The sequence below is a fragment of the Enterovibrio paralichthyis genome (genome assembly GCF_019209835.1).
Classification (GTDB): Bacteria; Pseudomonadota; Gammaproteobacteria; order Enterobacterales; family Vibrionaceae; genus Enterovibrio; species Enterovibrio paralichthyis.
On record NZ_JAHUTS010000018.1, the window covers coordinates 36695 to 62803 of the forward strand.

At 48.1% G+C, this 26109-nt stretch carries 23 protein-coding genes; 5 read left to right on the forward strand and 18 right to left on the reverse strand.

Annotated elements, in window-relative coordinates:
* Window positions 1-161 precede the first annotated feature (161 nt).
* Complete coding sequence (locus KU854_RS18015) at window positions 162-824, forward strand: VPLPA-CTERM sorting domain-containing protein (protein ID WP_218359803.1); 663 nt, start codon at window positions 162-164, stop codon at window positions 822-824.
* Window positions 825-1222: 398 nt separating this feature from the next.
* Entirely contained in the window at window positions 1223-1735 is a 513-nt protein-coding gene (gene sodC, locus KU854_RS18020) for a superoxide dismutase family protein (RefSeq protein ID WP_218359804.1), read from the forward strand.
* A 206-nt stretch (window positions 1736-1941) separates the two neighbouring features.
* Here the strand turns inward: sodC and KU854_RS18025 are convergent, their stop codons facing one another.
* The 11 genes from KU854_RS18025 to kduD all read right to left on the reverse strand — a co-directional run bounded on the left by KU854_RS18025 (window position 1942) and on the right by kduD (window position 13799).
* Window positions 1942-3108 carry an oligogalacturonate lyase family protein gene (locus KU854_RS18025; protein WP_218359805.1) on the reverse strand — a complete coding sequence of 389 codons (1167 nt, stop codon included), beginning with the start codon at window positions 3106-3108 and terminating at the stop codon, window positions 1942-1944.
* 52 nt (window positions 3109-3160) lie between these two features.
* Window positions 3161-4933 carry a sodium:solute symporter family protein gene (locus tag KU854_RS18030; RefSeq protein WP_218359806.1) on the reverse strand — a complete coding sequence of 591 codons (1773 nt, stop codon included), beginning with the start codon at window positions 4931-4933 and terminating at the stop codon, window positions 3161-3163.
* 296 nt (window positions 4934-5229) lie between these two features.
* A complete protein-coding gene (locus tag KU854_RS18035; protein WP_218359807.1) occupies window positions 5230-7458 on the reverse strand; it encodes a right-handed parallel beta-helix repeat-containing protein in 2229 nt (742 codons plus the stop codon).
* A 15-nt stretch (window positions 7459-7473) separates the two neighbouring features.
* Window positions 7474-8151: an oligogalacturonate-specific porin KdgM family protein gene (locus KU854_RS18040; RefSeq protein ID WP_218359808.1), complete on the reverse strand. Its 678-nt coding sequence runs from the start codon at window positions 8149-8151 to the stop codon at window positions 7474-7476.
* A 689-nt stretch (window positions 8152-8840) separates the two neighbouring features.
* The gene (locus KU854_RS18045) at window positions 8841-9464 is read right to left on the reverse strand and encodes a bifunctional 4-hydroxy-2-oxoglutarate aldolase/2-dehydro-3-deoxy-phosphogluconate aldolase (protein WP_218359809.1); all 624 of its coding nucleotides are present in this window, start codon (window positions 9462-9464) and stop codon (window positions 8841-8843) included.
* Window positions 9465-9475: 11 nt separating this feature from the next.
* Window positions 9476-10405 carry a 2-dehydro-3-deoxygluconokinase gene (gene kdgK / locus KU854_RS18050; RefSeq protein ID WP_218359810.1) on the reverse strand — a complete coding sequence of 310 codons (930 nt, stop codon included), beginning with the start codon at window positions 10403-10405 and terminating at the stop codon, window positions 9476-9478.
* Window positions 10406-10502: 97 nt separating this feature from the next.
* On the reverse strand, window positions 10503-11414 hold the full coding sequence (locus tag KU854_RS18055) for an alpha/beta hydrolase (RefSeq protein ID WP_218359811.1): 912 nt from the start codon (window positions 11412-11414) through the stop codon (window positions 10503-10505).
* 76 nt (window positions 11415-11490) lie between these two features.
* A complete protein-coding gene (locus KU854_RS18060; protein ID WP_218359812.1) occupies window positions 11491-12126 on the reverse strand; it encodes an RpiB/LacA/LacB family sugar-phosphate isomerase in 636 nt (211 codons plus the stop codon).
* 40 nt (window positions 12127-12166) lie between these two features.
* Window positions 12167-12487 (reverse strand): cupin domain-containing protein, encoded by a 321-nt coding sequence (locus KU854_RS18065; protein ID WP_005467181.1) that lies wholly within the window; start codon window positions 12485-12487, stop codon window positions 12167-12169.
* 7 nt (window positions 12488-12494) lie between these two features.
* Entirely contained in the window at window positions 12495-13019 is a 525-nt protein-coding gene (locus KU854_RS18070) for a YgjV family protein (RefSeq protein WP_218359844.1), read from the reverse strand.
* An 18-nt stretch (window positions 13020-13037) separates the two neighbouring features.
* Entirely contained in the window at window positions 13038-13799 is a 762-nt protein-coding gene (gene kduD, locus KU854_RS18075; protein ID WP_005482916.1) for a 2-dehydro-3-deoxy-D-gluconate 5-dehydrogenase KduD, read from the reverse strand.
* A 255-nt stretch (window positions 13800-14054) separates the two neighbouring features.
* Between kduD and kdgR the strand changes: the two genes are divergently transcribed.
* The 3 genes from kdgR (at window position 14055) to KU854_RS18090 (ending at window position 17495) form a co-directional block, all read left to right on the forward strand.
* Window positions 14055-14837 carry a DNA-binding transcriptional regulator KdgR gene (gene kdgR, locus KU854_RS18080; protein ID WP_218359813.1) on the forward strand — a complete coding sequence of 261 codons (783 nt, stop codon included), beginning with the start codon at window positions 14055-14057 and terminating at the stop codon, window positions 14835-14837.
* 82 nt (window positions 14838-14919) lie between these two features.
* Window positions 14920-16788, forward strand: a complete 1869-nt coding sequence (locus KU854_RS18085; protein ID WP_218359814.1) for a DUF294 nucleotidyltransferase-like domain-containing protein — start codon at window positions 14920-14922, stop codon at window positions 16786-16788.
* A gap of 2 nt (window positions 16789-16790) precedes the next feature.
* Window positions 16791-17495 carry an exonuclease domain-containing protein gene (locus KU854_RS18090; protein ID WP_218359815.1) on the forward strand — a complete coding sequence of 235 codons (705 nt, stop codon included), beginning with the start codon at window positions 16791-16793 and terminating at the stop codon, window positions 17493-17495.
* Between the two features lie 86 nt (window positions 17496-17581).
* Here the strand turns inward: KU854_RS18090 and KU854_RS18095 are convergent, their stop codons facing one another.
* The 7 genes from KU854_RS18095 to KU854_RS18125 all read right to left on the reverse strand — a co-directional run bounded on the left by KU854_RS18095 (window position 17582) and on the right by KU854_RS18125 (window position 26055).
* Entirely contained in the window at window positions 17582-19078 is a 1497-nt protein-coding gene (locus KU854_RS18095; RefSeq protein ID WP_218359816.1) for an oligosaccharide flippase family protein, read from the reverse strand.
* The gene (locus tag KU854_RS18100; RefSeq protein ID WP_218359817.1) at window positions 19075-20112 is read right to left on the reverse strand and encodes a glycosyltransferase family 2 protein; all 1038 of its coding nucleotides are present in this window, start codon (window positions 20110-20112) and stop codon (window positions 19075-19077) included. Before KU854_RS18100 ends, KU854_RS18095 begins: the two co-directional genes overlap by 4 nt.
* A gap of 1 nt (window position 20113) precedes the next feature.
* On the reverse strand, window positions 20114-20857 hold the full coding sequence (locus KU854_RS18105; protein WP_218359818.1) for a sulfotransferase: 744 nt from the start codon (window positions 20855-20857) through the stop codon (window positions 20114-20116).
* Window positions 20854-21690: a polysaccharide pyruvyl transferase family protein gene (locus KU854_RS18110; RefSeq protein WP_218359819.1), complete on the reverse strand. Its 837-nt coding sequence runs from the start codon at window positions 21688-21690 to the stop codon at window positions 20854-20856. Before KU854_RS18110 ends, KU854_RS18105 begins: the two co-directional genes overlap by 4 nt.
* A complete protein-coding gene (locus KU854_RS18115; RefSeq protein ID WP_218359820.1) occupies window positions 21690-22649 on the reverse strand; it encodes a polysaccharide deacetylase family protein in 960 nt (319 codons plus the stop codon). Before KU854_RS18115 ends, KU854_RS18110 begins: the two co-directional genes overlap by 1 nt.
* Window positions 22646-24424: an arsenate reductase/protein-tyrosine-phosphatase family protein gene (locus KU854_RS18120; protein ID WP_218359821.1), complete on the reverse strand. Its 1779-nt coding sequence runs from the start codon at window positions 24422-24424 to the stop codon at window positions 22646-22648. The genes KU854_RS18115 and KU854_RS18120 overlap by 4 nt, the downstream gene beginning before the upstream one ends.
* Before the next feature lie 161 nt (window positions 24425-24585).
* Window positions 24586-26055, reverse strand: coding sequence for an oligosaccharide flippase family protein (locus tag KU854_RS18125; protein WP_218359822.1), 1470 nt, complete (start codon window positions 26053-26055; stop codon window positions 24586-24588).
* Window positions 26056-26109: the final 54 nt, after the last annotated feature.

The window sequence follows — 26109 nt, forward strand, 5'->3', positions numbered from 1 at the left end:
AGTTACGTAAAGTCCCCTTCTTGCACGTCAATTAATTTTACGCCATGGCTTGGTAGCTACCTCCATCCATTAGTAACTGCCTGATAAGAGTCTCTTTATATTTCAGGCCTGATTATTGCTTATGTCGTACTGTTTATTAAATAAGCATTAGTGAGGCCAATATGAGCCGTATTATCATCCAGAGACTTCTCCTCCCGGTTCTCAGTCTCTTCCTCGCGCTCCCAGCGCAGGCGATCTTGATTTACGATACCTGGACGACCAATGAGGGTGGCACGGGTAACTATATCCTGACTATCGAACACGACGTCGCCAACTCTGAGTTTAACTATTCATTTACCGTTGACCCATGGAACGCTGAAGGCTTAGGTTTGTTTCTTGACTTTGGTGATGTGGATGTCATCTCACCAGCCCTTAGCAATGTGAGTCCCGTTGGCCAAGTCTCTGTTTGGGATACGGACACGACTTCAACAAGCTGTGGTCCCGGTTGTAACCTGGATGGCTTAATCAGTGGTCAGGAATGGGAGTTTGTTCTCAGCTTAGGCTCGCCGGGCTTTGATGAGATCCAAACTTTCGAATGGACCACAGATGATCAGGGATTAACGTTGGACGAAGACTGGGTTGTAGGCGTTCGTAGCCAACAACTTTGTCCTGATGGCTCGACCCTACCAAATGACGAAGCGCAATGTACAGGCAGTGACAAGTCCTATTCGAGCACGGGTTACTTTGGCCCAGACCCAAGAGACGTACCAGAGCCAGCCTCTATCCTGTTATTGGCCGTTGGTTTGCTTGGCCTTGGATTGATTCGCCGCAGAAAAAGCGCTTAATCATTGCCCCCCAATCAAGATGCGCACAGGAAGCCAGACGGCTCTGTGCGCATTTTTTTGCACAATCCATCCGACTCTTCCCGCTCACCTTAGAGCCGCAACGACTTAGCCTTGGTGCATTCGCTGGCCATAAATCCCCCGGCTTGAACACACCATCACTCTTACCTATCGAATCTATAGCGACTTCCAGTTATGTAACCGGTTACCTGTACAGATAAATTGGTCACAGGCGTATCGAAATAATGGGAGCGCTTATCAGGCTGACTACTGCTCAGAATTGGGTAATAAAACTGGACTTAATCTGAAAGATTTTGCCTAAATACATGGTCACATCAATGTTCTGAAGCCGATTCAGCACTGATGTGAATAGATAAACAACAATAAAAAGGACCCACAAAATGAACAAAACAACTTGGCTTGCGGCATTAACGCTTCTCTCTTTCCCAACGTTAGCAGAGACCGTCAACGTGGAAATGATCGATCTTGGCTCAGGTCAATCAGCAGGAATGGTGACGATCACTGCCAGTGATTACGGCACCGTTTTCACACCAAAACTCCAGGGGTTGCCTGCGGGTACACATGGCTTCCATTTGCATGCGAACGGTTCATGCGACAGCGTTACCAAAGAAGGTAAAACGGTCCTTGGTGGCGCCGCGGGTGGACACTATGACCCAGAAAAGACAGGCAAACATGGATACCCTTGGACAGATGACAACCATCTCGGTGATTTACCCGCTCTTTACGTGAATGCCAATGGCATGGCAGACCAGCCAGTACTGGCACCACGGGTAAAACTCGATGATGTAAAAGGCCGCGCATTGATGATTCATGCCGGTGGCGACAACCATTCTGATCACCCAGCAAAACTTGGCGGCGGCGGAGCCCGCATTGTATGTGGCGTGATTAAGTAGCCCACGTATCGCAAGCTATTGTTTTTCTTTTGCGGTCGCTAGATATAATGCTTTTTGGTAAATAGCATTGATGGCGCTGTACATACGATCGGAAACCTAAAAACAGGTTTCCGATCGTCTCTCATCAGTAGTCTCGCTCAACCGATCCTTATCTGATCAATATTACGAGCTTGGTTCGGGAATATTTAGCGAAACGTTTCAGTAAATTAACCTTTGTAAGATTCTGGAACTTCGGCAATATAAATTGCAGGGACGCCTTCAAAATCACTGGTAAACAACACACCACCATCATTCGGCGTGAATGACGGATGCGGGTGAGTAATTTGGCGGTCGCCATCCAATACATCCCAAGATGTACTGTGCTTACACAGTTTTTGCGCCGATTTTGTTTTTGTATTCAACACGTATAAGAACGGATCATTTTCAATGTTATAACTGTCTGCATCGGCAACATCAACAGGAGCATCACAGCCATCACCAACCATCAAAGAGCCATCGAAGTTACTCATTAAGTGAGAGCAAGGTGGCATGACCATCACTTCTTCGTTTTCTAATGTCTCTGGGTTGGCTTTGTATATCACGCGCTCGGTTTGACCTTTAAAGTAAGACACGTATGCCATCGCGCTACCATCAGGAATCCAGAATTCATGCGTGCAAGATTCCCCTTGAGCGTGCTCTTTGATCTTACGGACATTACTGCCATCTTCATTAACTAGCCACATGCGAGCATCCACCAAATCGTGCGGTCCCTCATGACAGAAGCCAACCGTAGAGTCATCAAATGGACGGTAAATAGGGTGACCAAGCCACGCGGTATCCTGATGCATGACCTCAAGCTCGCCCGTTTCGATATCCACCTTGATCAGACGACAAGTCGGATTGGTATGGTAGAACTCGGCAAATTTCTCCCATGATGTTAGCGGTTGCCAATCGCGTTTTAAAATCTCAATGCCAACCAACTTCGTACAGTCAGAGTTTGCGACCCAAGTACCGTAACCTTTCCACTCTTCATCAACTGTGTAAATGACTTCTTCTTTCAACGTTTCTAAATCGACTTTCATCAAATTCAGTTCATTTTTGACGTAGAAAAATGCACGCTCATCAGTTGAAATAAAACCACCAAAGGTATTGTCACCCTTGCCTTCCGTCAGTTGTATTGCTTGTTGCGTTTCAATATTAAGCAGGTAATAGTTACGATTCCCATCGAAATCACCTGCAAACAGCAGCTTTTTTCCATCCCGAGTAAAGCATTTCTGGTAAAAGTAGTTACGATGACAAATCACATCCGTTGGTGTTAATCGTGTCACTTTGACTTGGGTATCACTGTCTGCAAACGTTTTAAAATTGAGTGCAACAACATCACCTTTAGCCATAATACATCTCCAAAAAAGGCTGCCAATAAAGGGCAGCCAAAACAAAATTAAACTATTGAGAAATTGTCGTAGCTACTGTAGATGGCTGCATATCTATCTTTGCACTCTTCTTCAAGCCATAGCCCACTACAAAAACTGACGCGGCACAAGCAAGGTACAATAAGCGCCCCCAAAGTGGGTTGGGAATCAGCACCATCAGTGTCAAACCTGCGGCCATGTAGATCACCAGCGAACCCAATTTCGCACGTTGCATGCGGTCAACAATATCTTGACCATCCTCTGCAACACACTCGGTGTCCACATCTTTAAAGAATTTGGTAGTTTCCTCAATATGAGGATCTGTGGATTCTTTGTAGAACAGTGTAGTTAGGCAGAAGAAGCCCGCCGTGAAGAAAAGATGAGCAGCAATAGTGATCATCGTGCGCATTTCACCCGCTTCTCGGCGCGTTAGCTCATCCATACCGAACCAACTACCGACAAATTCCGGAGTGAATATTTTCACGACCGACCACGAGACAAACATACCTACGACAACTGTTGCCCATGGTGCCCACTTCGGTGTTTTGCGGATAATAATGCCAAGAAACAATGGAACAAGAATTGGTGATTGAAGTAGCGTCGCAACTTGCATCATTAGATCAAACAAGCTTAGGTGCTTCAGCGAATTGAAGAACTGAGCCATGATGATAACGAGGATACCATTCACCAGACACGCAATTTGACCCGCGCGCAACTGTTCTTTATCGGATGCCTGACCTTTACGAACAATATTTGAGTAGAAACTACGAACGAAAATACCTGAGTTGCGGTTCAGCGCTGAGTCCATCGAAGACATGGTCGCTGCAAACAGACCTGCCATTAGAAGACCTACAGTACCCAAAGGCATTGTTTCACGAGCGAAGACCAAGTAAACCGCATCGCTTGCTTTCGCACCCAGTGATGAGTATTGCGTTGCCGCATCTGGGTACAAAATTGCTGATGCCCAAGGAGGGATGAACCAGATGATAGCGCCGACGAACATCATTGCAAGCGCCATTAGAGCTGCTTTGCTTGCGTTATCAGAGTCTTTTGCATTCAGAAAGCGATAAGACTCTTGCATATTGTTAACACTTTGCAGTTGCTTAACAACAAAGAACAGGAATGTACCTACCAACAAAAGTGGGTAGTTCATGTCTGGTCCCATGATGAAGCCACCAGGGAATTTCTCAATAATTTCCCCAGGACCACCCACAACGAATAATGCAACAACTGCACATGCAACAGAAATTACCGCTACCACAAGCGTTTGGATAAAGTCAGACGCTACTACGCCCCATGCACCACTAAGCAATGAGATAGCCAATACCGCCAGACCTGTCACCCAAATGGTGGTCACGATGTCGGCATTAAATACCGCAGAAGCAAACACACCCAGACCATTTAACCAAACACCAGCGTTAATCACACTTAATGGTATGATTACCCAAGTAAAAAACTGCTCGTTGGTATTACCAAAGCGGCGTTTTACCCCTTCGGTTGGCGTATCTACACGCATTTGGCGGAAACGGCGAGCAAAGTAGAAGTAAGCAAAAACGTACGCCACCATATTGCCAACAAACACAGCCAATACCGCGAAGCCATCGTTAAATGCTTTACCTGCTGCACCGGTGAACGTCCATGCAGAGAACTGGGTCATAAATGCAGTGGCACCAACCATCCACCAAAGCATCTTACCGCCCCCGCGAAAATAGTCGCTGGTACTATTGCTTGCCATCTTTTTGAACAGCAAGCTGATTGCCACCATCAGGGCAAAGTAGCCTGCTATTACCAAGTAATCGTATTCCATGATAGAAACCTCGAAACGCTGTTTTAATTTAGATAAATTATATTTTCAATAAACAAAACTAACTGAGACAAAAATCAAAACAACGGTTCATTTTTCATCTTTTGTGCTCAAGCGTGATGAAGATCAATAATGAGCATCTTGTAAATAATTGCGGATCCATACTCGTAGTTGCAGCATTCCCTTGGGTAATCTTAGAACCCAAAAGATATTGTCACTGACAAGTAGAAAGGCGAAAAATGAGACCGTTGTAAGGTGAGTTTTAATGAAAAAGGGCTCCCGAGAGCCCTTGTCACACGTTAGTGAATAAGTTGCTTAAGCAGCGTCGCCTCTTTCTTACCCGGAATAGCTTGTTGGGTATTAATCACCGCAGCTTGCTTTAACGGCGCAAGCATTTTGCTGTCGACCGCTTTGCCATCACTGGTGTACGTCATGCCATTTTTGACCAACGCATTGCTAGTCGATTTTGCACTGTTGATCACGTCGTCATATTTACTGCTGACGTGGAATCGGTAAGAACGGTTATTGGTAAACGTGCCTTGTTCAATCTCGCCGGAATATGGGCTCTTGCGGAACAAGTAGTTGAAACGCTTGTTATCAATTGACACGTTATCGCTCAATACCAGTGCACCAGGATTAAAGTTGTCCGTAAATCCATCCATGTTGTTGTTAAAAGACAAGCTGTTTTTCACTACATGTGGAACCGGAATCCCCTCCCCGCCCAGCTTGAAGCCGTTACCGATCGTGCCACCCTTGTTGGTAATATCGAGGGTGCGACCATTGCTGAACGAGATGGAATCCAAAATGGTCACCGCGCCGTTTGCACCATCTTCCACTTTGTTGAACAAATCCCAACCGTCATCAATGTTGTGGTGAGACAAACAACGGATGAAGATATTGCCATCGCCGATGCGCATCTTGGCCGCAAAACCGTCTGCGTTAATCTGAGAGGGATCCAAGTTGTTGTAGCTTTCGCTTTCAATTACTTGGTTGTAACTAGCCCACAATGCTCGGCCAATGTTTTCAGGAGATGTGATCACGAAGCCAGTGTCTGGCGCGCCGTGAGTCACCATTTTTTCGAAGATGTTGTGGCTACCATAAACAATGAACTGTGCACCCGCGACTTCAATACCTTGGTAATGCCAGTAATTTGCTTCGTGGACAAGTTCCGAAACAAAGCGAACATTATCTCCTTCCGCACGTAGGTGCTTGAGCTTGTCGACACTGCCACTCGCCGTCAGCGGAATTTCCATCCCTTGGTAGTCGCCATCTTTCAAAATGATGGTGCCACCAGCAGGAAGCAGTTCTATTGCGGTCGCCAAATCAAACGGTTGTGCTTGGGATCCGTTGCCTTTGTCGCTGCCATTTGGAGCTACATATAGCGTCATAGCGTCTGGCAGAGAAACAACGTCAACGCCGTAACGGTGCGCTTGTGTCTCTTTGTTTGGTCCGTCAATGGCGGTGAATTTCACTTCCATTTGATTCGTGCCGCTTTCGAGTGTCAGCCACTGGCTGAACAACTCGCCCGCCGTCACGGTTTGCTTCGCAACCGGTTTGCCATTGTGTAAAACTTCAAATCCACCCGAGTAATTAGCACGAGCTTGAACCGGATACGCCTTGGTTGCAGACCGAGGTGAAGAAGCGATTTGGAATACCAGTTCTCCCTGCTTGGCCACGTATTTTGGAGCGTCCACGGTATCCGCCGCAGCAAGCTTCAAATCGACATTGCTCACCGTCATTTTTGCATTGCGTGATGCAAAGAAACCGACGTATTGCGAGTTTGAGTTTTGCATTTCAACAATATTGGCATTCGCACCTTTTACTACTTGTTCAACGACTTTGTCGCCATTTCGGTAGCTGACTTTGAAGCCATCATTGGTGCGTGTCAGCGTCATGCGGTAGGTTTCAGCAGTACCGTAAGGCACCCTTTCCACATAATCGACACGGCTTAAACGGTTACCCTGCGTCCCCCAAGGTTGGTAAATACCTTCACGAAACGACGCGTTGATATTAGCCATACCATCATTCGTTCGTGTGTGAGAACGCATTAGGTTCATCACCATGTTCGATGCAGAGGGAAACTCTTCATGGCCTTCAGGTTGCAGCACCAAACGTTCGGCACCTAAAATATCGCGAACCATCAAACCTGCGCCTTCTTGGCGGTTTGGTGTCGCCCCTGTTTCCGGGCCAAGCTGTTCGAGCACCACATCCGCACTGAGGGTAAAGTTCACATCGGTCGGCAGCTCAGTGTAGTAAAATGTGAGCCCTTCATGCGAGTTGGCTAACTTGCCACCGCGGCTTTCAATAGTAAATGTGGAGGCTAACTTACCAGCAGCGACAGCCTCACCATTGACCGTCACTTGGTTCACACCCACTTTTTCCGGCAAAATAGTCGAGCCGAAGTTCATGTCGGTCGATTGACCAAAAGTGATAGCTTTCCAAGTGAGGTCTTCGACTTTAATCTCAGCAGCGTCTCCGGCTGGTGCTAATATAGCTGCAAGGCACAAGGCTAAAGTGTGTTGTTTCATTGTCACTTTTCCTTGTCAGAAGTTGTATTTCAAACCGACCCGGAAACGAGGAACATATTCATCTTTAAACTCTGAGCCATCACCGTTATGCGTGATAGCCGCGATAGAGAAGAATGGAATCACGCCACTTTCTAGCTTGGTATATTCGCCTTTAAAGTCGATCAGCTGATCATGACCTTTGTCTTTCCATCCACCGTCACTGCCATGAATATCTTTGTACTCGGCTTCTACGCCAAGCTTGCCCCATTCAAACTTACGGTTAGCATAAAAGTTCAGCTGGTTGTAACGTGAGTCGTCCGTGTTTTTGTACCCATGACGAATACGCGCTGCGACATCCCACTCGTCATTTATTTTGTACGCACCCGTCAAGTTGTACTTGAACACTGACGCACCCGATGGGCTAGAATCAATGTTAATGCTCGGCGTTAATGAGAAGTTGTCGGTCGCTTTCCAAAGGTAACTCACGCCAGTTTCATGACCAGCATTGCCCATATGACCATCTTTGTAGTTCCATTTTGCTTCCACACTAAAACCGATTTGGTTGTCGAAACGGTGAGAAACGTAGACACGATCTCGATTCTCGTCGCCATCACGGTCGGGCACATATTCATGACGAATATCCACCGATGCAGCAGCCGCTAAACCAGAAGCCATTGCAAGTAAGAGTGCAGATGTAAGGTATCTAACTTTCATTTTGAAACACCATTTTGATTTATATGACATAAAGTTTTAATATACAGACTGTTACATGCTAATAAAGTTTTTATCGATGCCTTTGTGATCTTTGAAACGGTGTTTTGTCTTTTTAGTGAACCATGACGCATGGCTTTATTAGATCCGATGCGCGCAATGATCTATCGGCTCTTTATTGGGATCGCCGGATGGCAATTTCGCTGCTTTTCCAACTCGTCGAACGAGCTCTTTCAAAGCGGAGGAACCATGATGTGGCGGATGGTTGTCGCAACCGCATTCATGAGTGTGGACGTTTACGGGTAGGGCAGCCAAAGCGCATGATGCTGGTATCAGCGTGATGTTCTACTTTAGGGGAACGCGTTGGGATTTTTCACCGCCGACGCGTTTTTTGCGCGTCGCTATCGAAGATTACGAGCAGAAACCGATATAGAAGGTATTCGAGTATGGTTTGCCCACAAACCAGAACAGTTATTCATATGGTTAAGCTTTCCATTGACTTTGATCGCCGTAAGCGGAGGTAGGTGAACAGTGTCGGTGACCATTGCACGACTTTCTTCGGCACAATACCGCAGTACTGGATTTTAACTACGTATAAAAAACGCCTGCGGTGGAGCCACAGGCGTTGGCAAATTTCTCAAAAGATCGTTCGGCTATCTACGATAGTTTTCAATGCTAACCAGGAAAAGGAATTATTCGATGATTCTTGCAACTTGACGAACCAGCTTCGCCAGTTCATCCCATTGCTCGTTATCAATCAAATCGCCTGGTACCATCCAAGTACCACCACACGCTAAGACGGAAGAAATAGACAAGTAATCTTTAACATTGCTTGGACTCACGCCACCAGTTGGCATGAATTTCACAGGGTAAACCGCAGATAGGGCTTTTAGCATCGCGACGCCGCCTGACGGTTCTGCCGGGAAAAACTTCAGCGTACGCAGCCCCATTTCCATGGCTTGTTCAACCAAGCTTGGGTTGTTGACACCAGGGACGATGGTCACGTTGCGCTGTTGGCAGTATTTCACTGTAGTTGGGTTAAAGCCTGGGCTCACAATAAAGTCCACGCCCGCATCAATCGCGTCATCCACTTGCGCGCTTGTCAGCACAGTTCCCGCACCAATTAACATCTCTGGGTACGCTTCGCGCATGTTTTTGATCGCTAAAGCGGCATCTTCAGTACGGAACGTCACTTCAGCACATGGCAGGCCATTTTCAATCAGCACTTGTGCCAGTTTCACTGCCTTGCCTGCGTCTTTGATCGCGATAACAGGGACTACTTTAATTTCTGAAAGTTGTTGGTTCAGATCTTTCATTTCATCGTTCCTTAGATAGTTGGCATCGCTTGGCTTGGAATGATCGCGCCGCGATGTTGAATAACCGTGCCAGCCACTTTGTGCCCAGCAAGCGCAGACTCAGCTACGCCTCCGCCTAAAATTCGTTTTGCAAGATAACCCGCGCTGAAAGAGTCACCCGCCGCCGTGGTATCCACCACAGCATCGACCTTCAAGGCCGCAATGGTGTGTTGTTGATCATTTGTCACAACAAAGCAGTCATCGGCGCCACGTTTAACGATGATCTCTTTCACTCCAAAGTTTTTCGTACGGCTAATCGCTTCGTCTTCGTGCTTATCTCCCCACAGCATGACCTCGTCATCAAAGGTCAAAAATGCCATGTCGGAAATACTGAGGATCTTTGAGTAAAAATCACGGGCTTGCTCGATGTTTGGCCAAAGCTTAGGACGGAAGTTGTTATCGAATGCGATTTTGACACCTTCTTTACGGCACTTTGTTAGCAACTCAATCAACACCTGACGACAATCATCCGAAATAATCGCCAAGCTAATGCCACTCAGGTAGATCATTTGATGTTGACAAAGATCTTTGACCAATGACTGCAATGTACGCTCACGCAGCCAGTATTTTGCCGCCGCATCATTGCGCCAGTAAAAGAAGCTGCGCTCGCCATCTTCTGCAGTTTCAATCGCATAGATGCCCGGCAATTTATCTTCTGAAAGGTAGACCATATTCGTATTGATCCCCTCTTCACGCCATGCCGTTAGCATTTCACGACTAAACGGATCATGCCCTAGCCCCGTCACATACGAAGTTTCAACGCCGTGTTGTTTGGTTAGACGAGACAAGTACACCGCGGTATTGAGCGTATCGCCGCCAAAACCTTGCTGTAGTTCGCAGTTGTGTTTTCTAAGCTCCACCATACATTCGCCGATGATAGCGACACGACTGATAGGGTTCATGGGAAGTCTCCTCAGTATTTGATGTCGCCATTATCGCAATTACAAAACCAGTCAACAATTAATTTAAAACATCGGTTCATTTATTCGTGAGCTTGATCTATCGGCTTTGTCCCTCGGCAAGGTTTTGTAACCAAGCAGAGAGTAATTGCGGCCACACCGCGACGGGTAAACCTTGTGCATCGCGAATGCCAAAACCGTGTTTGCCTTGCTCAAACAAGTGCATTTCGGTCGCGATTCCGTGCTGGCGAAGTGCTAGCCAAAACACGACGCTGTTCTCTACGCTCACGGCGGTATCGTCACTGGCATGTAAAAGAAAACAAGGCGGCATGTCTGACGTCACCTGTTTTTCTAGCGAGAATCGGGGAGGTTCAGATTCACATTCCAAATTAGCCAGTAACTCGGCACGCGAGCCCATATGTGCAATGTCGGTGTTCATACTGATCACCGGGTACATCAAAGCGCAAAAATCGGGCTTGGCAGATACACAGTCCGCCTCATCTTGAAGAGGATAAACATCCAATGCGTAACTCGTCGCTAAGCTCGCTGCAACGTGTCCGCCAGCCGAGAAACCTAACACGCCAATTGATGATAAATGAGATGCCAAAGGCAACTGGCGCACCAAGCGCATTGCTCGCTGCGCGTCTGCCAGTGGCGTCCAAGCTCCAAATTCGTGCCCTTCGTTTGGCATGCGATAGGTCATCACAAACACGGTAAAACCTGCTTGGTTCAACACGCGTGCGCTGTCCGCCCCTTCTTTATCCACCGAGACTCGCTGATAACCACCACCGGGCATCAATAAAATACCAATCCCGTTGGATTGCTCTGGTTCAAACACGACAATTTCGGGATGCGTGATGTCAAACACTGCGCGATCTGGTAACAACTCGTTCGGATTTCTTTCTTGATAACTTTGCACCAAATCGGAGGGGATTTGAGGCTCAGACCACAAAGGCAAAACGAGATGCTCAGGAAACCAAGTCTGTAGTGAAGTAATCGGCGCAACGAGCATGGCATTCTCTCCGGCTTAAAAACAAAAAAGCCAGCACAATGGCTGGCCTTAACCTATTTCCCGATAAAATGAGTGCTTAGTCTAGTAGTGACTTCACATATTGTGCAATTTCCGGCACTTGGCAGTGCGCAAAGAAACACTCTTGGAATTGCGTGCTGCCTACTGCAGTTTTCACTAGCTCTTGGTCGACAGCACGTAGACCTTCAACTACATCTTTTGCTACCGCTGATTTCACGTTGTTTAGGATAGCCGCGTTCGCTTGCTGAGGTGCCGCGCGCTCGATTGGGTAACCTTCACCACGTTTACCTGTAAACGCTTTTTCGAAGATGTAGCGAACGTTCAGTTCACCCGCCCAACCAAAACCTTTTGCAAATGCCAGAGAGACAGCGTTGCCGTTATTGATTTGGTTGAATAAGAACGCATCAGATGGCTCTAGGCAGTAACCACAAACAACGCCAGGGTGTAGGTTGCAAGACATCAATGCACCTTGGCCAGTACCACAACCGGTTACCACGAAGTCCACAGCTTTTGAGTTCAGCAGAATGCTCGCCATGATACCTAGGTGAATGTATGTTAGGTGATGGTCGTTTTCATCCGTCATACCAACGTTGAAAACATCGTGACCAAGGCCACCTGCTACAGAGTTAAGCTCACCAGCCACCATTGCGTTTTTCGCTGCTTGGCTGTTTTCCATCATTAGTGCAATTTTCATGTGTTACTCCCGCGGAAACTCCGCATTCAAATTTCAATTCTTAAACAAAATCTTTGCGCATTGGGGTGAAAGTATCGATAAGTACACCCGCTTTCAGACAAACACAGCCATGCTCAATGTTTGGCTCTTTGTACATAGTATCGCCCGTTTTGACGATTTTTTTCTCATCACCGATGGTGAATTCAAACTCACCAGAAAGCACGTAAGTCAGCTGCTCGTGCGGGTGTGAGTGCATCGCACCAATTGCACCTTCTTCAAAGTGCACTTCTACCGACATCATGTTGTCGCTGTGTGCCAGTACTTTGCGTGAAATCCCTTCGCCGAGATCTTCCATCGGAATGTCTTGGTTAAATACGAACATGGTTCACCTAATAACTTGATTGATTAATCATGGATTCTGATTGCTGACGATGTAAGCGATAAATCGTCAATAAATTCATCACGATCACGGTCATTTCTAACAGCGTTCCACCAATGGAACCCACCAGAATATTATTGGTTAGCCAGCAAGACGCGCCGAGCAAAAAGCCAATGCGCATCCTGATCCCTGACAAGCAGAACACCGAGTATGTACCAATCACCGTCCCGATAATCGGCCATAAATCACGCCATTGCTCTGCTACCCAAAAGCCACTGACTAAACTGATAACAATAAAGACAGCAGCAACTCGTTTCGACGAGACAAAAATCGCCGTGGTCGTTCTGAGCGCCGACAGAAATGCGCTCAGCGCAGAGACCATCGAACCCAGCAATAAAAAGTGGAGAAGATGATTGAGGTTAAAAATCAGCATCAAGATTTTTAGGTGCCTGTCATTCTTCTGGTAGAAGACGGAGAATCCCAAACCAAAACTAATAAACCCTAAAGCTTGCGCTAATATCGTGGTATCCACCATCACCTTCTTGCAACTCGATTAGCGCGCTAGCCAACCACCATCTACTGCGATGGTGTAACCGTTGATGTAATCCGCAGCTTTAGACGCTAGGAATACACAAGGGCCAGCTAGATCTTCTGGCGTACCCCAACGAGCAGCAGGAATACGGTCTACGATTTCTTTGTTGCGCTGTTCATCGGCACGCAATGCCGCCGTGTTGTTGGTTGCCATGTAACCCGGAGCAATCGCGTTTACGTTGATGCCGTGGCTTGCCCATTCGTTCGCCATTAGACGAGTCACACCCATTACGCCACTCTTAGACGCAGTGTAAGAAGGCACGCGAATACCGCCTTGGAAAGAAAGCATTGATGCGATGTTGATGATCTTGCCGCCTTCACCTTGCGCGATGAACTGTTTTGCAACCGCTTGAGACATAAAGAATACAGACTTCACGTTGATGTTCATTACGTCATCCCAATCTTGCTCAGAAAACTCGATGGCGTCGTTACGACGAATGATGCCCGCGTTGTTCACTAGGATATCAATGCGACCAAGTTCGGTTACTGCGCGGTCAACGATAGTTGGGATGTCGTCTAGTTTCATTAAGTTAGCGCGGATATCGACGAACTTACGGCCTTCAGCCTCTACTTTCTCAATCGTTTCTGTTGGTTCGCTGATGTTTACGCCAACAATGTCACAGCCCGCTTTTGCTAGACCAAGCGCCATACCTTGACCTAAGCCAGTGTCACAGCCAGTAACAATGGCCACTTTTCCCTCAAGGTTAAATGAATCAAGAATCATGTCGTTTTCCTCAGTAGTAGGTAATGTCGTGATTTGGCGTCTTGGCCATGCCACTTTTTATGCATGCATCCTTACCCAAAAAATAAACGTTTGCAATTTTTTTTGAAAAGGCGTTTTAAAATTATTGATTGCGATCTTGTTATTCTGGATTCTCTAATTGCGCGGTTTCATATTTTTGAAAAGGCATTTTAAAAATACTGGTTCTTAAGCTTGTCAGCGATATAATGCAGAAAACTAAGAATGAAAGGGGCAACAATGGAAAAGTCGACTCAGCCTGAAGCGGTTTCATCAGTACTTAAGGTTTTTCATATACTTCAATCGCTTGGTGAACAGAAAGCCATAGGCGTTTCAGAGCTTTCACAACGTCTAATGATGTCGAAAGCGACTACTTACCGTTTTCTGCAAACCATGAAATCGCTCGGTTACGTGTCACAAGAAGGCGAAGCAGATAAGTATTCTCTAACACTTAAGCTGTTCGAGTTGGGAGCAAAGTCGCTTGAGTACGTCGATCTGATTGAACTGGCCGACAAAGAAATGCGCCACATTTCAGAACAAACCAACGAAGCTTTGCACCTTGGTGCGCTAGATGAAAATGCCATCATTTACATCCACAAAATCGATTCTGGATACAACCTCCGTATGCAATCGCGGATTGGCCGTCGCAACCCGCTATACAGTACAGCAATTGGTAAAGTGCTACTGTCTGAGCGGGACGAAAGCTTCGTGCGTCAGGTTTTAAGCGATGTCACGTTCATTAAACATACAGAGAAAACATTAGAAAACACCGATCAAGTGCTAGAAGAATTGGCGAAAGTGCGTGATTTACACTTTGCAGAAGATAACGAAGAGCAAGAACCAGGACTTCGTTGTATCGCTGCGCCGATTTATAACCGCTTCGGTCAAATCATTGCAGGTCTGTCTATCTCATTCCCAACCATCCGTTTCGATGAGGAGAGAATGGAGTATTACGTAGGCTTGCTGCATCAAGCCAGTAAAAACATTTCTGAGCAATTGGGTTACCACAGTTATCCTGCGTAATCAGAAACAAGAGGCAGCGCGAGGCTGCTTTTCTTGACACTTTGAACAATGATGAAACGCCGGTTCATTTTAGAGGCAAACAATGGGCACATCCGCCACGCCAAACATCTTCGACTTTTTAATCAAAATCGACCCCTTTGATAAATTACCAATACTTGTGGTGGAAGGCATTGCTAACTCAGTCAAGGTGAAGTACCTCGTGCGCGGAGAAACCATTGGTTTTAGCGCCTTGTGCGATCAGCGCTACCTTTACATCATCCGAACCGGAGCTATTGAACAGCGCACGCCTAACGGCGAATTGCGCGCGCGCCTTGGCAAAGATGACCAGTTTGGTTTTACCTTCCTCGACCCACTCGAAAATGCCGAAGATGGTTACCAAGCGGAAGCGATTGAAGATTCATTACTCTATTTGATTCCCCACTCTGAGCTGAAACTGGTCAGCGAAGAGCACCCAGAGTTTGCCGACTATTTTGCCGCCCAAGCCAATGTGCGCTTGAGCTCAGCAGTAAAGTACGTTTGTCGGAAAGAAGAAAAAGGGCTATTTTTTCGCACCGTAGGCGAGATCGCCAGCGAAGACATTGCCATCGTCGATGTGAACGATTCTATCCGCAGTGTGGCACAAACCATGTGCGGCAAACAGCGCAGTTCCTGTGCCGTCGTGATGAAAGATGACGAAATTATTGGTTTAGTCACCGACCGCGATATGACGACATCAGTCGTTGCGGGTGACTTAGATACCAGTAAGCCCATTGCAGATGTCATGACGCCAAACCCTGTGTTGATCGAAGACGACGCCAAGGTGATTCAAGCCATTTCCTTGATGCTGCAATACAACATTCGCTGTTTGCCCGTTGTGCATGGCAAACAAGTGAAAGGACTTCTGACGACGACGCATTTGGTACACAACCACCGTACACAGTCTTTGTTCTTAATCGAGAAAATTAAATACACGAGCTCACTCAACGCGCTGGCGGCTTTGAAAGAAGAACGTCAATCTATCTTCCAAGCTTTGGTAGAAAGCGGTGTGAGTGCGGAAATTCAGGGTCGTGTGATGTCGATGATCATGGACGCTTTCACGCGCCGCATCATCCAGCTCAATGAGGAACTATTGGGCCCGCCGCCGTGTGATTATGCTTGGTTAGTTGCAGGCTCTCACGCCCGGAACGAAGTTCACATGCTGTCTGATCAAGACAGTGCGATTGTCCTTTCCGATGACGCCACCGAAGAACACAAACTGTACTTCACACACCTTGCGATGCGAGTATGTAACGGTTTGGCAGCTTGTGGCTACCCGCTTTGTGACGGTAAATACATGGCGGCGTCACCAAAGTGGTGCCAGCCAATTCGTCGTTGGAAAGAGTACTATCAGAGATGGGTGGCCAGTCCAGAATACAATAAGCTATTGAGCATCAGCGTGTTCCTTGAAGTGCGTGCCATTCATGGCAACCGCGAGTTTGTAGACCAAATCCAGCAACACTTACATGACTGCATTCAAAAGAATCCAAGCTTTATACCAGCGTTGGTGCGCGATGCGATTGACACTCAGCCACCACTTGGCATTTTCAATAATTTGGTGCTGGAAAAAGGCGGTGAAAACAGCAACACGTTAAACATCAAAAAGTACGCATTGAATCTGATCATCGATCTGGCGCGTATTTTCAGTCTTGCCGCTGGCGGCTCGTTAACCGGAACAGAAGAGCGTTTTCGCTACGCAGCCCAACACGGCACCTTGTCGAAAGATAGTGTCGAGAACATCATCGGCGCGTATCGCCTTATTACGCAGGTACGTTTCCGTCACCAACTTAATGCGATTCTGACTGGTACCACACCCGATAACCACATCGCCCCTAGTGATTTCAGCAGCTTTGAGCGGAAGCACTTAAAAGATGCATTTAAGATCATCAGTGAACTACAAGATGTCGCAGAATTGAAGTTTGTGAAAGGAGCGTAACCATGATCAATCGTTGGTTTAAGCGGTGGAAGACCCCACTCTCTCCCGAGCAAAAACGCAAAGCTATTCACGTTGTCGACGATTGGCCCACAGAGCTGAAAAACTATCTGCAACAACCTTTGGTTGATAACACGGCAACCTTAAAGGATCTTAGTTTCGTTGCGCTGGACTTTGAAACCACAGGTGTGGATGCGCAAGTAGATAAGATCTTATCGATTGGCGTGGTTGACCTAACGCTTGAACGAATTGATATCGCCAGCTCCAAAGAGTGGTACATTTGCCACGGACAATTCATCAAACCAGAAACAGCAAAAATTAACGGCTTAACCCCTCAAGATCTCGCTAAAGGACTGCCATTGGATGAAGGGATGAGTCGGTTGTTGGAACGCATCGCGGGCAAAGTGGTGCTCGCCCACGGATGCTGCATTGAAAAAGCCTTCATTCACGCTTACTTTTCCTCTCGCTTCCAATTAGAAGACTTTCCTGCATATTTTGTCGACACTCTGCATATCGAAAAGCTGTTTAGCTATGCTGGGAAAAGTGGTGCGCACACCAGTTATCAATTGGATGATTTGCGCCGTTACTATCATCTTCCGGAGTACTTGTCGCACTCAGCCGCCAGTGACGCTTTAGCGTGCGCGGAGTTGTTCTTGGTGCAAAGTAAAAAGATACACTACTTCCCACATTTAACGTTGGACCATTTATAAACAGAACAAGGGAAGCAATTGATGGCTACATTCACGACAGAAAGGCATTCTTTGAATTAATACAGTACTTTAGTGCAGCGTCCACACTATCTTCGGGACAGTTTTGCCCCGATTTTTGCCGTGATGACTGACATGGAGTGAAGGATGACGGATTCGTAAAGGTAGCGGTAGTCGGGCACTCTTTTCTTCAAGAGATTCAAGGTAAAAAGACAAGCGCCGAGGTAGAAGACAAAACCCGTTCCAATAAGCACCAGCAAACGGGAAGCATCGCTCCATTGGATGATATAGCCGTCTATTGCATGGATAAGGACGGTCATTGCCCCCGACAGTATGAAAGGCAAAATCATTATTTTCATTACCCTGCCAACCCTGATCGGAATCATCTTCGACAGGTATAAAATCATGCTCAGCAACACAAGATAGGCTAGGATAACGCGGCAAATCGCAAACTCGAACAATGGCAATGACGACACCATAACAACGATTGCTATCACGATCACAGAGGATACCAGCTCGTAGAGAAACTGCTTTTTGACCTGGTCAATCAAGACAAACACATCTGAAAAGACCTGGTTGAAGTTCCTTGCAAAGGTCATGACGAGGAACAGGGCAAACAAACTTGAGGTATCTGCCCATTTCTCCCCAAACACAAAGGGCACGAGCGTTTCCGAGAGGTATACGCCGCCAAAAACGACTGGCATATACAGCAGGGAGATCACCATCAAGAACTTATATATTTTGTCGACAAGTTGCTGATTATCTTCCACATAGCTGGAAAGGCCAGTGTAGAAAATCGATGTGATGGGCATGATCAGGAAATTCACCACGGTGTTGGAGGCTTCCTTGGAAAACTTATACATACCAAGGTCAGACAGCACAAAGTTCCGGCTGACAATCACGTTATCACACACGTTCTTGCTGTATGAGGCGACCCCTTTCAGCAAGATCCACTTTGAAAATGTCCATTGGTTCTGGATATCAACCACCCTGAATTTAGGCTTGTAGGCTGCAACCCGATAACTGCCAATGGCGTAGATGGCCTGATACGCAATTTCGCCCACTACCACTGCCCAATAGGTTTGATAGTAAATCGTGATAACCACGGTCAGCGTGGTCGATATCGTCTTGGTGATGGTTCGCAGGTAGGAGATGGCCGAATAGTCCAGATCTTTGAGTTTCAGGCTCACGGCCGGATTGTGTAACCCGATGAAAAATGGCGAAAGTGACATTACTTTCAGCACCATTTCCAAATCGGGGATTTTCATAAACGACGCCAGCGGGTTCGCCAGCAGGAAAATCGCTATCGCAATCAATGTCCGGGTGGAAAAATTGATGGTAAACGCAATATCAAGGTCTTCCTTTGTGACCTCTTTTTTGCGTATCAGATAGTGGTTGGTGCCCACATTGGCGATAACAGCGAAGAAGCCCTGCACCACAAAACACCCAGCGATAACACCAAAGTCATCCTTGCTCAGATACCTCGCCAGAATGAAAAACGACAGCATGCCCGCAATTTGGGTGTACCAGGTGACAAAAAGCAGCCAGTTCACTCCTTTGAAGAGTTTAACCACTTTGGTCGTCATGGCTGCTCGCCTTGTTCAGGCAGCTTTGATTTAGGCTGGGTACGGCTTAAACCTCGGGTCAACGCCCTTAGGTAGAGCACGATCAAACTGGCCTTAAACTCACAGCCTAGCGCCTGACGGATCAGCACCAGCGCCGAACGTACTTTATCGCGTTCAATCAACACGATGGCAGCGCGCGTCAGCGCATAACGGCAATGCCGCCGGACAAAAGTGAGGAACTCATTGCGATCGCTCGTCGTCATTAAACGGTTGAACAGAGTCGCCCGCATGAGCTGAACATCTAACTCGTCGGTTTTTGTGGAGACGTTGTCCTTTTTTGAACGGTCAGGCGCGTAGTGTTTACTTACTACCTTGTTGTAATAAATCACCCTGTCGGCATTAACTGACAGCCGATGGAAAAGCTCACAATCCTCTTCATAGGTGATGAGTTCGTAGAAGCTGCCGTATATTGAAAGATGGGATAACGCGTAGACTGATGCATTGAGGTGCGGAAAACCGCCATGGGTGTAAAAGTAGTTCAGGTCAATCTCGTAGCAGGAAGCTTCCCCGAGAGGTTGGGCAAACTGGTTTACGAGTTCGGGGCGAAACCAGCTATCTTTGTTCTCCTTGCCGTCGCAGAACTCTGTCTCCTGATCGGCAAAAATCACATCGGCTTTTGTTTTTTGAATAATCTCAGCGACCGCACTGAGGTAACCCTCATCGACCCACTCATCATCGTCATCGCAAAAGGCCACATACCCGCCACGCGCCAGCCCTATACCGAAGTTTCTCGCTTTTGATGGGCCAAAGCCTTCGCCAAGGCAGTTATTCAGGTTCACATGACGGATAGGCAAACCGTCGAACAGGGTTTGATACCTGGCGACATTTTCCTCCGTCGAACCATTGTTTATCACAATGACTTCTTTGTTGGCGTAAGTTTGCTGCAATACCGACTTCACCGCCCTGAGCGCAAGTTCAGGCCGGTTCGATGTCGCCATGACCACAGAGATCAATGGCTGATCTGCCGGTTGATGCGCATCACCTTTGGCGTCCATGTTAAAAATACGCCTTCATTAGCCACCCGCAGCACTCTTCAACCTTGGCATCAATAAACTCGGGCGGTATTTTTTCATGGATTTTCACGCTGTCCGCCAGCTTGTTAGTGTGTACTGGTGCCAATGCTTTGCCTTCATAGCCGACAAAGTCACTGATCCTCCCGACACTTTCGGAGATCTCGCTGGTTTTTAGCACCATCAACCTCTCTTCAGGCACGGCATCAAAAATTATCCGGTATTGCTCGGCGTACTGCTTGAGGTATGCCTCCAATGAAAACAGTCCCAACGCCTCAAGGTACTGTTCCTCTTTGCTGAATCCCGTGTGGTGTCTTGCCCAGATAAAATCCCGGTAGGGTTTCCATTCTGGCGGAGTTTTGTTCAGGTGAAAGTTAATGCGCGATTTAATCCATGACCTTGGGTCCCGGATGGTGACCAGGAATTTGGCATCAGGAAATGAAGACACCAGAAGGGGTGTAAAGTATCCCAGTGGGTGTGAAGACTCCATTTCCAGGTTGAGCCTTTTATCCCGCGCCATTAAACGCTTCGCGCACTCAGTCTCTGATAACCGACCCGACAGGTAGTCCATCACGCAGCCTGTGGTTTGTTCCACCTCGGGCTCATGGGCTGTCCGGTAGACTTTGTTGTAAATCTGCGCGATAGATGTCGTCCCTGTCTTAGCAGCGCCAATACAGTAAACGTGCGTTTTCCTGCCCCGGAGGGAGCGGACAAAATTCATCATGCTCATTTGCACACCTCCCGGCTCAGCAAAAGGTGCTTGGCTTTCTCAATTTCCGCGACGATCTGCGCCTGTTTTTGTTCCAGTATGCCCTCTTTGCTGAGCTGGAACGCACCACGTTGTGCAAGTTGTTCCAGCTTGTGTCTGACCACCTTCGCCTTGAGTTTGTCCTTAGCCTTAGCGGCCAGCGTTGACGGTGGTTCAGGCCAGATCGGCGGCATCACATCAAGTTCTGCCGTGATATCGACAGAGGAGAACCAGTCTTGCCACTTGAAGTTGAGGATTTCCGGCGATGTGCTGATAGGAAGCCAGGGAGTCCGGTACGCATCAGCCAAAATCGCGCCATGCATCGCCGAGGTGATTAGCTTTTCTGTCGCCGCGATGTCAGCCAGCACAACGCTCTCTTCATCGGAGGGAGAGATATAGTGCCAGCCCAGTGAATGGATAAAATCCCGGTACCTTGGTGAGTCGATATTCACATGCGGCATAAAGGACAATTTGTGCTTTTTGTCGCAGCTCTGTGGCCTTAGCTTGCTGATGAGCAAACCGGGATCAGAGGCCACTTTGGCTTTATCAATGCCAATTGCTTTTGCAGTCAAAAAGCCCCGCACAAAGTGGATATTCCACTGACTGTGGTGAGTCAGTTCTCCATAACCGGCGCCACTGCCCATCACGTGTATGTCCCTGTCTTTCGGCAGATTGTCATTCAATACCGTTCCGATACCGACCAACAGGCTGCCATGATGGGTATGCAGCGCGTCCCCCATCAGCTCTGGCCAAAACCAATGGTTGAGCTCATCACCGATGTTTTTCTTATTGCAGGGGTGCACGTAAATATCCATCAGTCGTCCTTAACAAAATAGCCGGGAAGAAAAGCTTCGCCCTTCTTCTGACGTAACAGGTAGTCGATGTAGGTAACCAGTGAGTGCTTGAATGCATCGTACTGGGCTTCGGACTTTACATAGGGCGTACAACCGGGTTTGACGCTGGGCGAATGCAGGGAAACGATGTACACCTCCTGCCCTACCCTGAGCTGCGCCTCCGTGACGGCCTTCATATGGGCAAAGCCAAAGCCCTCTGGCGACAGGCGGTATTTTTTAACACGCAGGATTTTCAGCAAAATGGCGGTCAGTTTATTGCTGGCCCACTTCTGGTAGTCACTCGGATTGCGGTTAAAGTGCTGTTCCACCCAGGGTAATGGGCACACAAATGAGCATGTATGGGGAATGGACGTGACCGTGTCATCGCGGGTGATTTGGTTTGAACTGAGGCTGAAATCCGGCCCTTCGTTCCGGGAAAAATCCGTATAAGCGCTGACACTCAGATCAACCTTGTAACCCAGCGAGTTCAGGATTTGGCGACTGTGCTTTCCTATCCCATATCTGCCAGCAAGATAGGTGACAGGCCGGGTTCCGGTGACGCGCTCAATCTCATCGGTCAGTGCCTTTAGCTTGGCGTATTCTTCTTCCTCTGGCAGGTTTCCAGGGAACGACTCCCGGTTGGTCACGCTGGTTGTCCCTTCCGGAATGGGCGGGTTTACCCAGGGGTGTAAGTGCGTGGCGAACTCTATCCGCTCGCCATCCAGATGCTTAAAGTGACTGACTACCCGTTTTCCATCCTCACTGGTGATAAACGGGTAGTCCATGGCGAGGGTGACGTTAGCACCGACATCGAGCAGCGCGTCCACAAAGCGGATTAACTCGGCGCCATGCGTGACCGCGGTATTGGCCGGATAAAAGCCGCCGTCCCAGTCGAACTCTTCTTCGGCATGAATGACGACACTGAACTTGGGCGTTATCACTGCAGCGCCCTCCGGTGAAGACTCATGAGGTTATCCAGCGCGACTTTGACCTTGTCGTAGCATCGCCTGATGGTCTCGACATCGCTTTCATAAGGGTCGCTGATTTCATCAAGTTCCGGGTAGCTGTTTCCCAGAAAATCCGCCGCGCAAAAGGCATGGTTTACCCGGTAACTGGCCTCCAGCATGGCGCGGTTTTTTTCATCGAAGTAGATGACAATATCCGTTTCCTGAAGATCGTACTGCGTGAGGCATTTGGACTGGTGTTGTGCGAGATCGCAGTTCAGCTGCTGCGCGGCAGTGATGGCAATGTCTGGGCTGCTCCTGCCCTCTTTATGATGGAACCCGAACGAATCCAGCGCCACGTGAACGCCTTTTTCGTCCATGTGGTCGTGAACATAACGCTCGGCAAAGGGGCTACGGATGATATTGCCGTAACAGATGAAAACGAACCGCCTGTGCGGGTTTGACTGTAATGCCGCTGTAAACCGTTTTTTCGTACGCATCCTTTGCAACTTAATCAGGAACGTTTGTTGTTTAAGCAGCGACATAAACACATTGCCGGTAAATGCCCCTACTTCTGCAAAAAAAGGTTTTGCATCATCTAAGCGTAGGCTATCGATGCTCTCTTTCGTCGACAGTACCCTGCCAATGTTCGCCAGCCTTACCGCCATGTGTCCCGATGCGGACAAGCGCCCTTCTGCGTTGGCTATCTTTTCAAACTCCCGCTTGATCTCGTAGAGGTCAGCGGTCAGGGCGCGGGCAGAGACAACGCGGGGGCTGTGGCTGTAATCCGTATTATCCGCCAATCCCAACAGGTGATTGGCGTACATCTGGGGAAAGTCGATATCTGCATATTCCGCCAGTGGCAATCCGCCCCAGACTCTCGCATTCACTTCCACGAGTATCCATTCCCCCGTTTGGGTGTTGCGCCGAAATTCGAACATCGCCAACCCGGACAGTTTTGCCTCCCTGCAAATCGCTTCCACGCCGGTTAACTGTTCAGGATCCAACGGATTGCTCTGACGGTAGGAACTGCCGCCACCCGAATCAGGTTCGGCCAAACGCCGGTAAGCAAACGCCATTTTTACCTGTCCATCCCACGAAAAAACGGAGACCCCTTCGCCTTGCCCTTCAAAGTAAGCCTCTATCAGATACTCGCCGCTGTCTTTATTGACTTCACTAAACGCCAAATAGTCAGCCTCAGATTTTACGATGACCACCTGGTTCCTTTTTTCCAGAGAAGTCATCTCAAAAGACTGCAGGGGTTTGAGTACAAACGGAGAGCCAAACTGTTGCACCAGTTGGTCATAGCTGTCGGTCTGGATCTGAATTAACTCTCCCGCTGCGACAGGCACATCGCACTTTAAGGCGATTTGCTTGGTCTTCCATTTGTCGAACAGCGCCACCAACGCTTCCTGATTGGCAATGGCGAGTTGGGTATGGGAGGGAAGTGCTGCCTTGGCATGCCAGAGCGGATAGATTGCACGCTCGTCGCAGGGAAAAATGAGGTTGTATTGGTAACGTGAAACCAGCGCGAGCACACTCGAAAGCCAGTCTCCACTGTCAAACGACTGATAGTTGTAATAAAAGCTTGCTGAAATGTACTTACTTCTCAGTGCCGGACTTTTGCGGTTGTAGCAGACTACATGCACTTTATATCCCGCCCGACCAAACGAACGGATGACAGAAAGGAAGCTGCGTGTGTCTTCGCCCAGTACAAGAACAGACAATTCATCACGCGCTATCGGATTGGTTGTTGTGTTGCTTTCTAACATCTGAATTCCTTTTCAGCGTTCCCCAAGCGGGTATGCACACGAAAAACCGATACTGGTCTGTTAACTGCCTCCTGCCCCACCACATTGAGCGGGATGATACGTCATTCAAACTTGGTCCAATGGCGTCAACCGCCCTTGAGACATACTGCGATTCACCCGTTTCAGCGTGAAACTGACGGCAGAACTTTATTTATCACAGTAAAGATAAACGCATACTCAGGTAACCGTTGTTTAAAAAGAATTAATGCGAAACTCATTATCGACACAAAAATCGCGCCACCTATGACAGCCAACGTCAAAAGATTCACCATAGGCGGGAAAGGCAATAGAGGTTCAATGCTGCTGACAGCCAACATCATGAGCCAAGCGGGAAGTACCGGTAGCAGCATGACACGCAGCAGTTTCATGGTGTCCAGAGACAGCAGAAATCGATAGAACACGGCCAACAACACGATAAACACACCGACCAGCCAGGCCCGATACTGGGTGTATGCCAGTAGCTCCAATGTCCCGTTTGCTGCCAATCCCACTAACAGCCCCACAATCAGAGAAATCATAATCAGGTCGATAATGACCAGGTACTGGATCTTTGCCTGACTGGTTAACACGGTTTGCAGGCAAATATTCAGCGGCATGGACAGCATCAGAAATCCCAGCAGACCAATGACCGGCGCGGCCTGTGTCCATTTGTCGCCCAGAAGCACCGCGGTAAAAAGATCGCTCAGTGCATAGAGACCAAATACACAAGGGATTACCAGCAAATAGGAAAGTGCCAGATAACTGAGAATACCGGTGTGAAGGGCTTTTGAGTCGTCCCTAATCTGGGTCAGTCCCGCATACATGGAGTTTGTTGCCGGAGAAATCAGTTCAGTGAAAGGCAACCAGGCAAACTCCTGACTCACTCTGTATATGCCGACATCCCCCGCCGCCAGATACCGGCCAAGCAAAAACGCATCGATGCGGGCGCGCACATAACCACTGGTCATCGACAGCAGATGCCATTGGGAAAAAGACCACTGATGGCGCCATAAATGACGCGACCAACGGGGTCTGAACGGGTGAATGAGGTAAGAGCCAATCACGGTGAGCACTTCACTGGCCACAAGACCGGCGATCAGCGCCCAGTAATTTTCCAGATACCAAGCCAGGCCAAGAGTGATGGGTAAGACGGCCAATTTTACCGATACCGAAAACTGCATGAGGGGTTTGTAGTTAAGCTCGCGCTCATACTGTACGAGCCCGACATTTTTAAACGCCCCAATCACTGGGATGAGGCTCGCAACTAGCAGCACATTGACCAATACAGGCTCATGCATAAAAGCCGCAATCTGGTGGGAAAAGAGCGCCACAATGGCGCCACACGCCCCCTTAAGGAGTATGTTCAGCGACCACGCACTGTTGAGCATTTCAGTGCTGCATTCGTCAGCTTTAATCAGGTACTTCTCAGTGCCCGCGTCGGAAAGCATGACAAAAAACGCCAGTACAATGCTGGCTAACGCAACCACACCGAAGTCTGCAGGGGCAAGCAGGCGAACCAGAAACAGGGTCGAAACCAATCCCACCAAGCGGTTTGCCCACTTGGTGAAAAGATTCCACAAATACCCAACGGCTACCCGTTTTCCCAGCGTCATGGTATGTCACTCCACTGCCGTGTTTATGCGCAGACGTGAGGCTCTGTATGGCTG

What these genes read in the sequence shown, in the direction of transcription:
- KU854_RS18100 (WP_218359817.1), bottom strand. Translation starts at nt 20,112, where the DNA reads ATGGACGCCAAAGGTGATGCGCATCAACCGGCAGATCAGCCATTGATC.
- KU854_RS18085 (WP_218359814.1), top strand. Translation starts at nt 14,920, where the DNA reads ATGGGCACATCCGCCACGCCAAACATCTTCGACTTTTTAATCAAAATC.
- KU854_RS18110 (WP_218359819.1), bottom strand. Translation starts at nt 21,690, where the DNA reads ATGGATATTTACGTGCACCCCTGCAATAAGAAAAACATCGGTGATGAG.
- kduD (WP_005482916.1), bottom strand. Translation starts at nt 13,799, where the DNA reads ATGATTCTTGATTCATTTAACCTTGAGGGAAAAGTGGCCATTGTTACT.
- sodC (WP_218359804.1), top strand. Translation starts at nt 1,223, where the DNA reads ATGAACAAAACAACTTGGCTTGCGGCATTAACGCTTCTCTCTTTCCCA.
- KU854_RS18090 (WP_218359815.1), top strand. Translation starts at nt 16,791, where the DNA reads ATGATCAATCGTTGGTTTAAGCGGTGGAAGACCCCACTCTCTCCCGAG.
- KU854_RS18095 (WP_218359816.1), bottom strand. Translation starts at nt 19,078, where the DNA reads ATGACGACCAAAGTGGTTAAACTCTTCAAAGGAGTGAACTGGCTGCTT.
- KU854_RS18035 (WP_218359807.1), bottom strand. Translation starts at nt 7,458, where the DNA reads ATGAAACAACACACTTTAGCCTTGTGCCTTGCAGCTATATTAGCACCA.
- KU854_RS18120 (WP_218359821.1), bottom strand. Translation starts at nt 24,424, where the DNA reads ATGTTAGAAAGCAACACAACAACCAATCCGATAGCGCGTGATGAATTG.
- KU854_RS18065 (WP_005467181.1), bottom strand. Translation starts at nt 12,487, where the DNA reads ATGTTCGTATTTAACCAAGACATTCCGATGGAAGATCTCGGCGAAGGG.
- KU854_RS18015 (WP_218359803.1), top strand. Translation starts at nt 162, where the DNA reads ATGAGCCGTATTATCATCCAGAGACTTCTCCTCCCGGTTCTCAGTCTC.
- KU854_RS18055 (WP_218359811.1), bottom strand. Translation starts at nt 11,414, where the DNA reads ATGCTCGTTGCGCCGATTACTTCACTACAGACTTGGTTTCCTGAGCAT.
- KU854_RS18040 (WP_218359808.1), bottom strand. Translation starts at nt 8,151, where the DNA reads ATGAAAGTTAGATACCTTACATCTGCACTCTTACTTGCAATGGCTTCT.
- KU854_RS18125 (WP_218359822.1), bottom strand. Translation starts at nt 26,055, where the DNA reads ATGACGCTGGGAAAACGGGTAGCCGTTGGGTATTTGTGGAATCTTTTC.
- KU854_RS18105 (WP_218359818.1), bottom strand. Translation starts at nt 20,857, where the DNA reads ATGAGCATGATGAATTTTGTCCGCTCCCTCCGGGGCAGGAAAACGCAC.
- KU854_RS18045 (WP_218359809.1), bottom strand. Translation starts at nt 9,464, where the DNA reads ATGAAAGATCTGAACCAACAACTTTCAGAAATTAAAGTAGTCCCTGTT.
- KU854_RS18025 (WP_218359805.1), bottom strand. Translation starts at nt 3,108, where the DNA reads ATGGCTAAAGGTGATGTTGTTGCACTCAATTTTAAAACGTTTGCAGAC.
- KU854_RS18070 (WP_218359844.1), bottom strand. Translation starts at nt 13,019, where the DNA reads ATGGTGGATACCACGATATTAGCGCAAGCTTTAGGGTTTATTAGTTTT.
- kdgR (WP_218359813.1), top strand. Translation starts at nt 14,055, where the DNA reads ATGGAAAAGTCGACTCAGCCTGAAGCGGTTTCATCAGTACTTAAGGTT.
- KU854_RS18030 (WP_218359806.1), bottom strand. Translation starts at nt 4,933, where the DNA reads ATGGAATACGATTACTTGGTAATAGCAGGCTACTTTGCCCTGATGGTG.
- KU854_RS18060 (WP_218359812.1), bottom strand. Translation starts at nt 12,126, where the DNA reads ATGAAAATTGCACTAATGATGGAAAACAGCCAAGCAGCGAAAAACGCA.
- kdgK (WP_218359810.1), bottom strand. Translation starts at nt 10,405, where the DNA reads ATGAACCCTATCAGTCGTGTCGCTATCATCGGCGAATGTATGGTGGAG.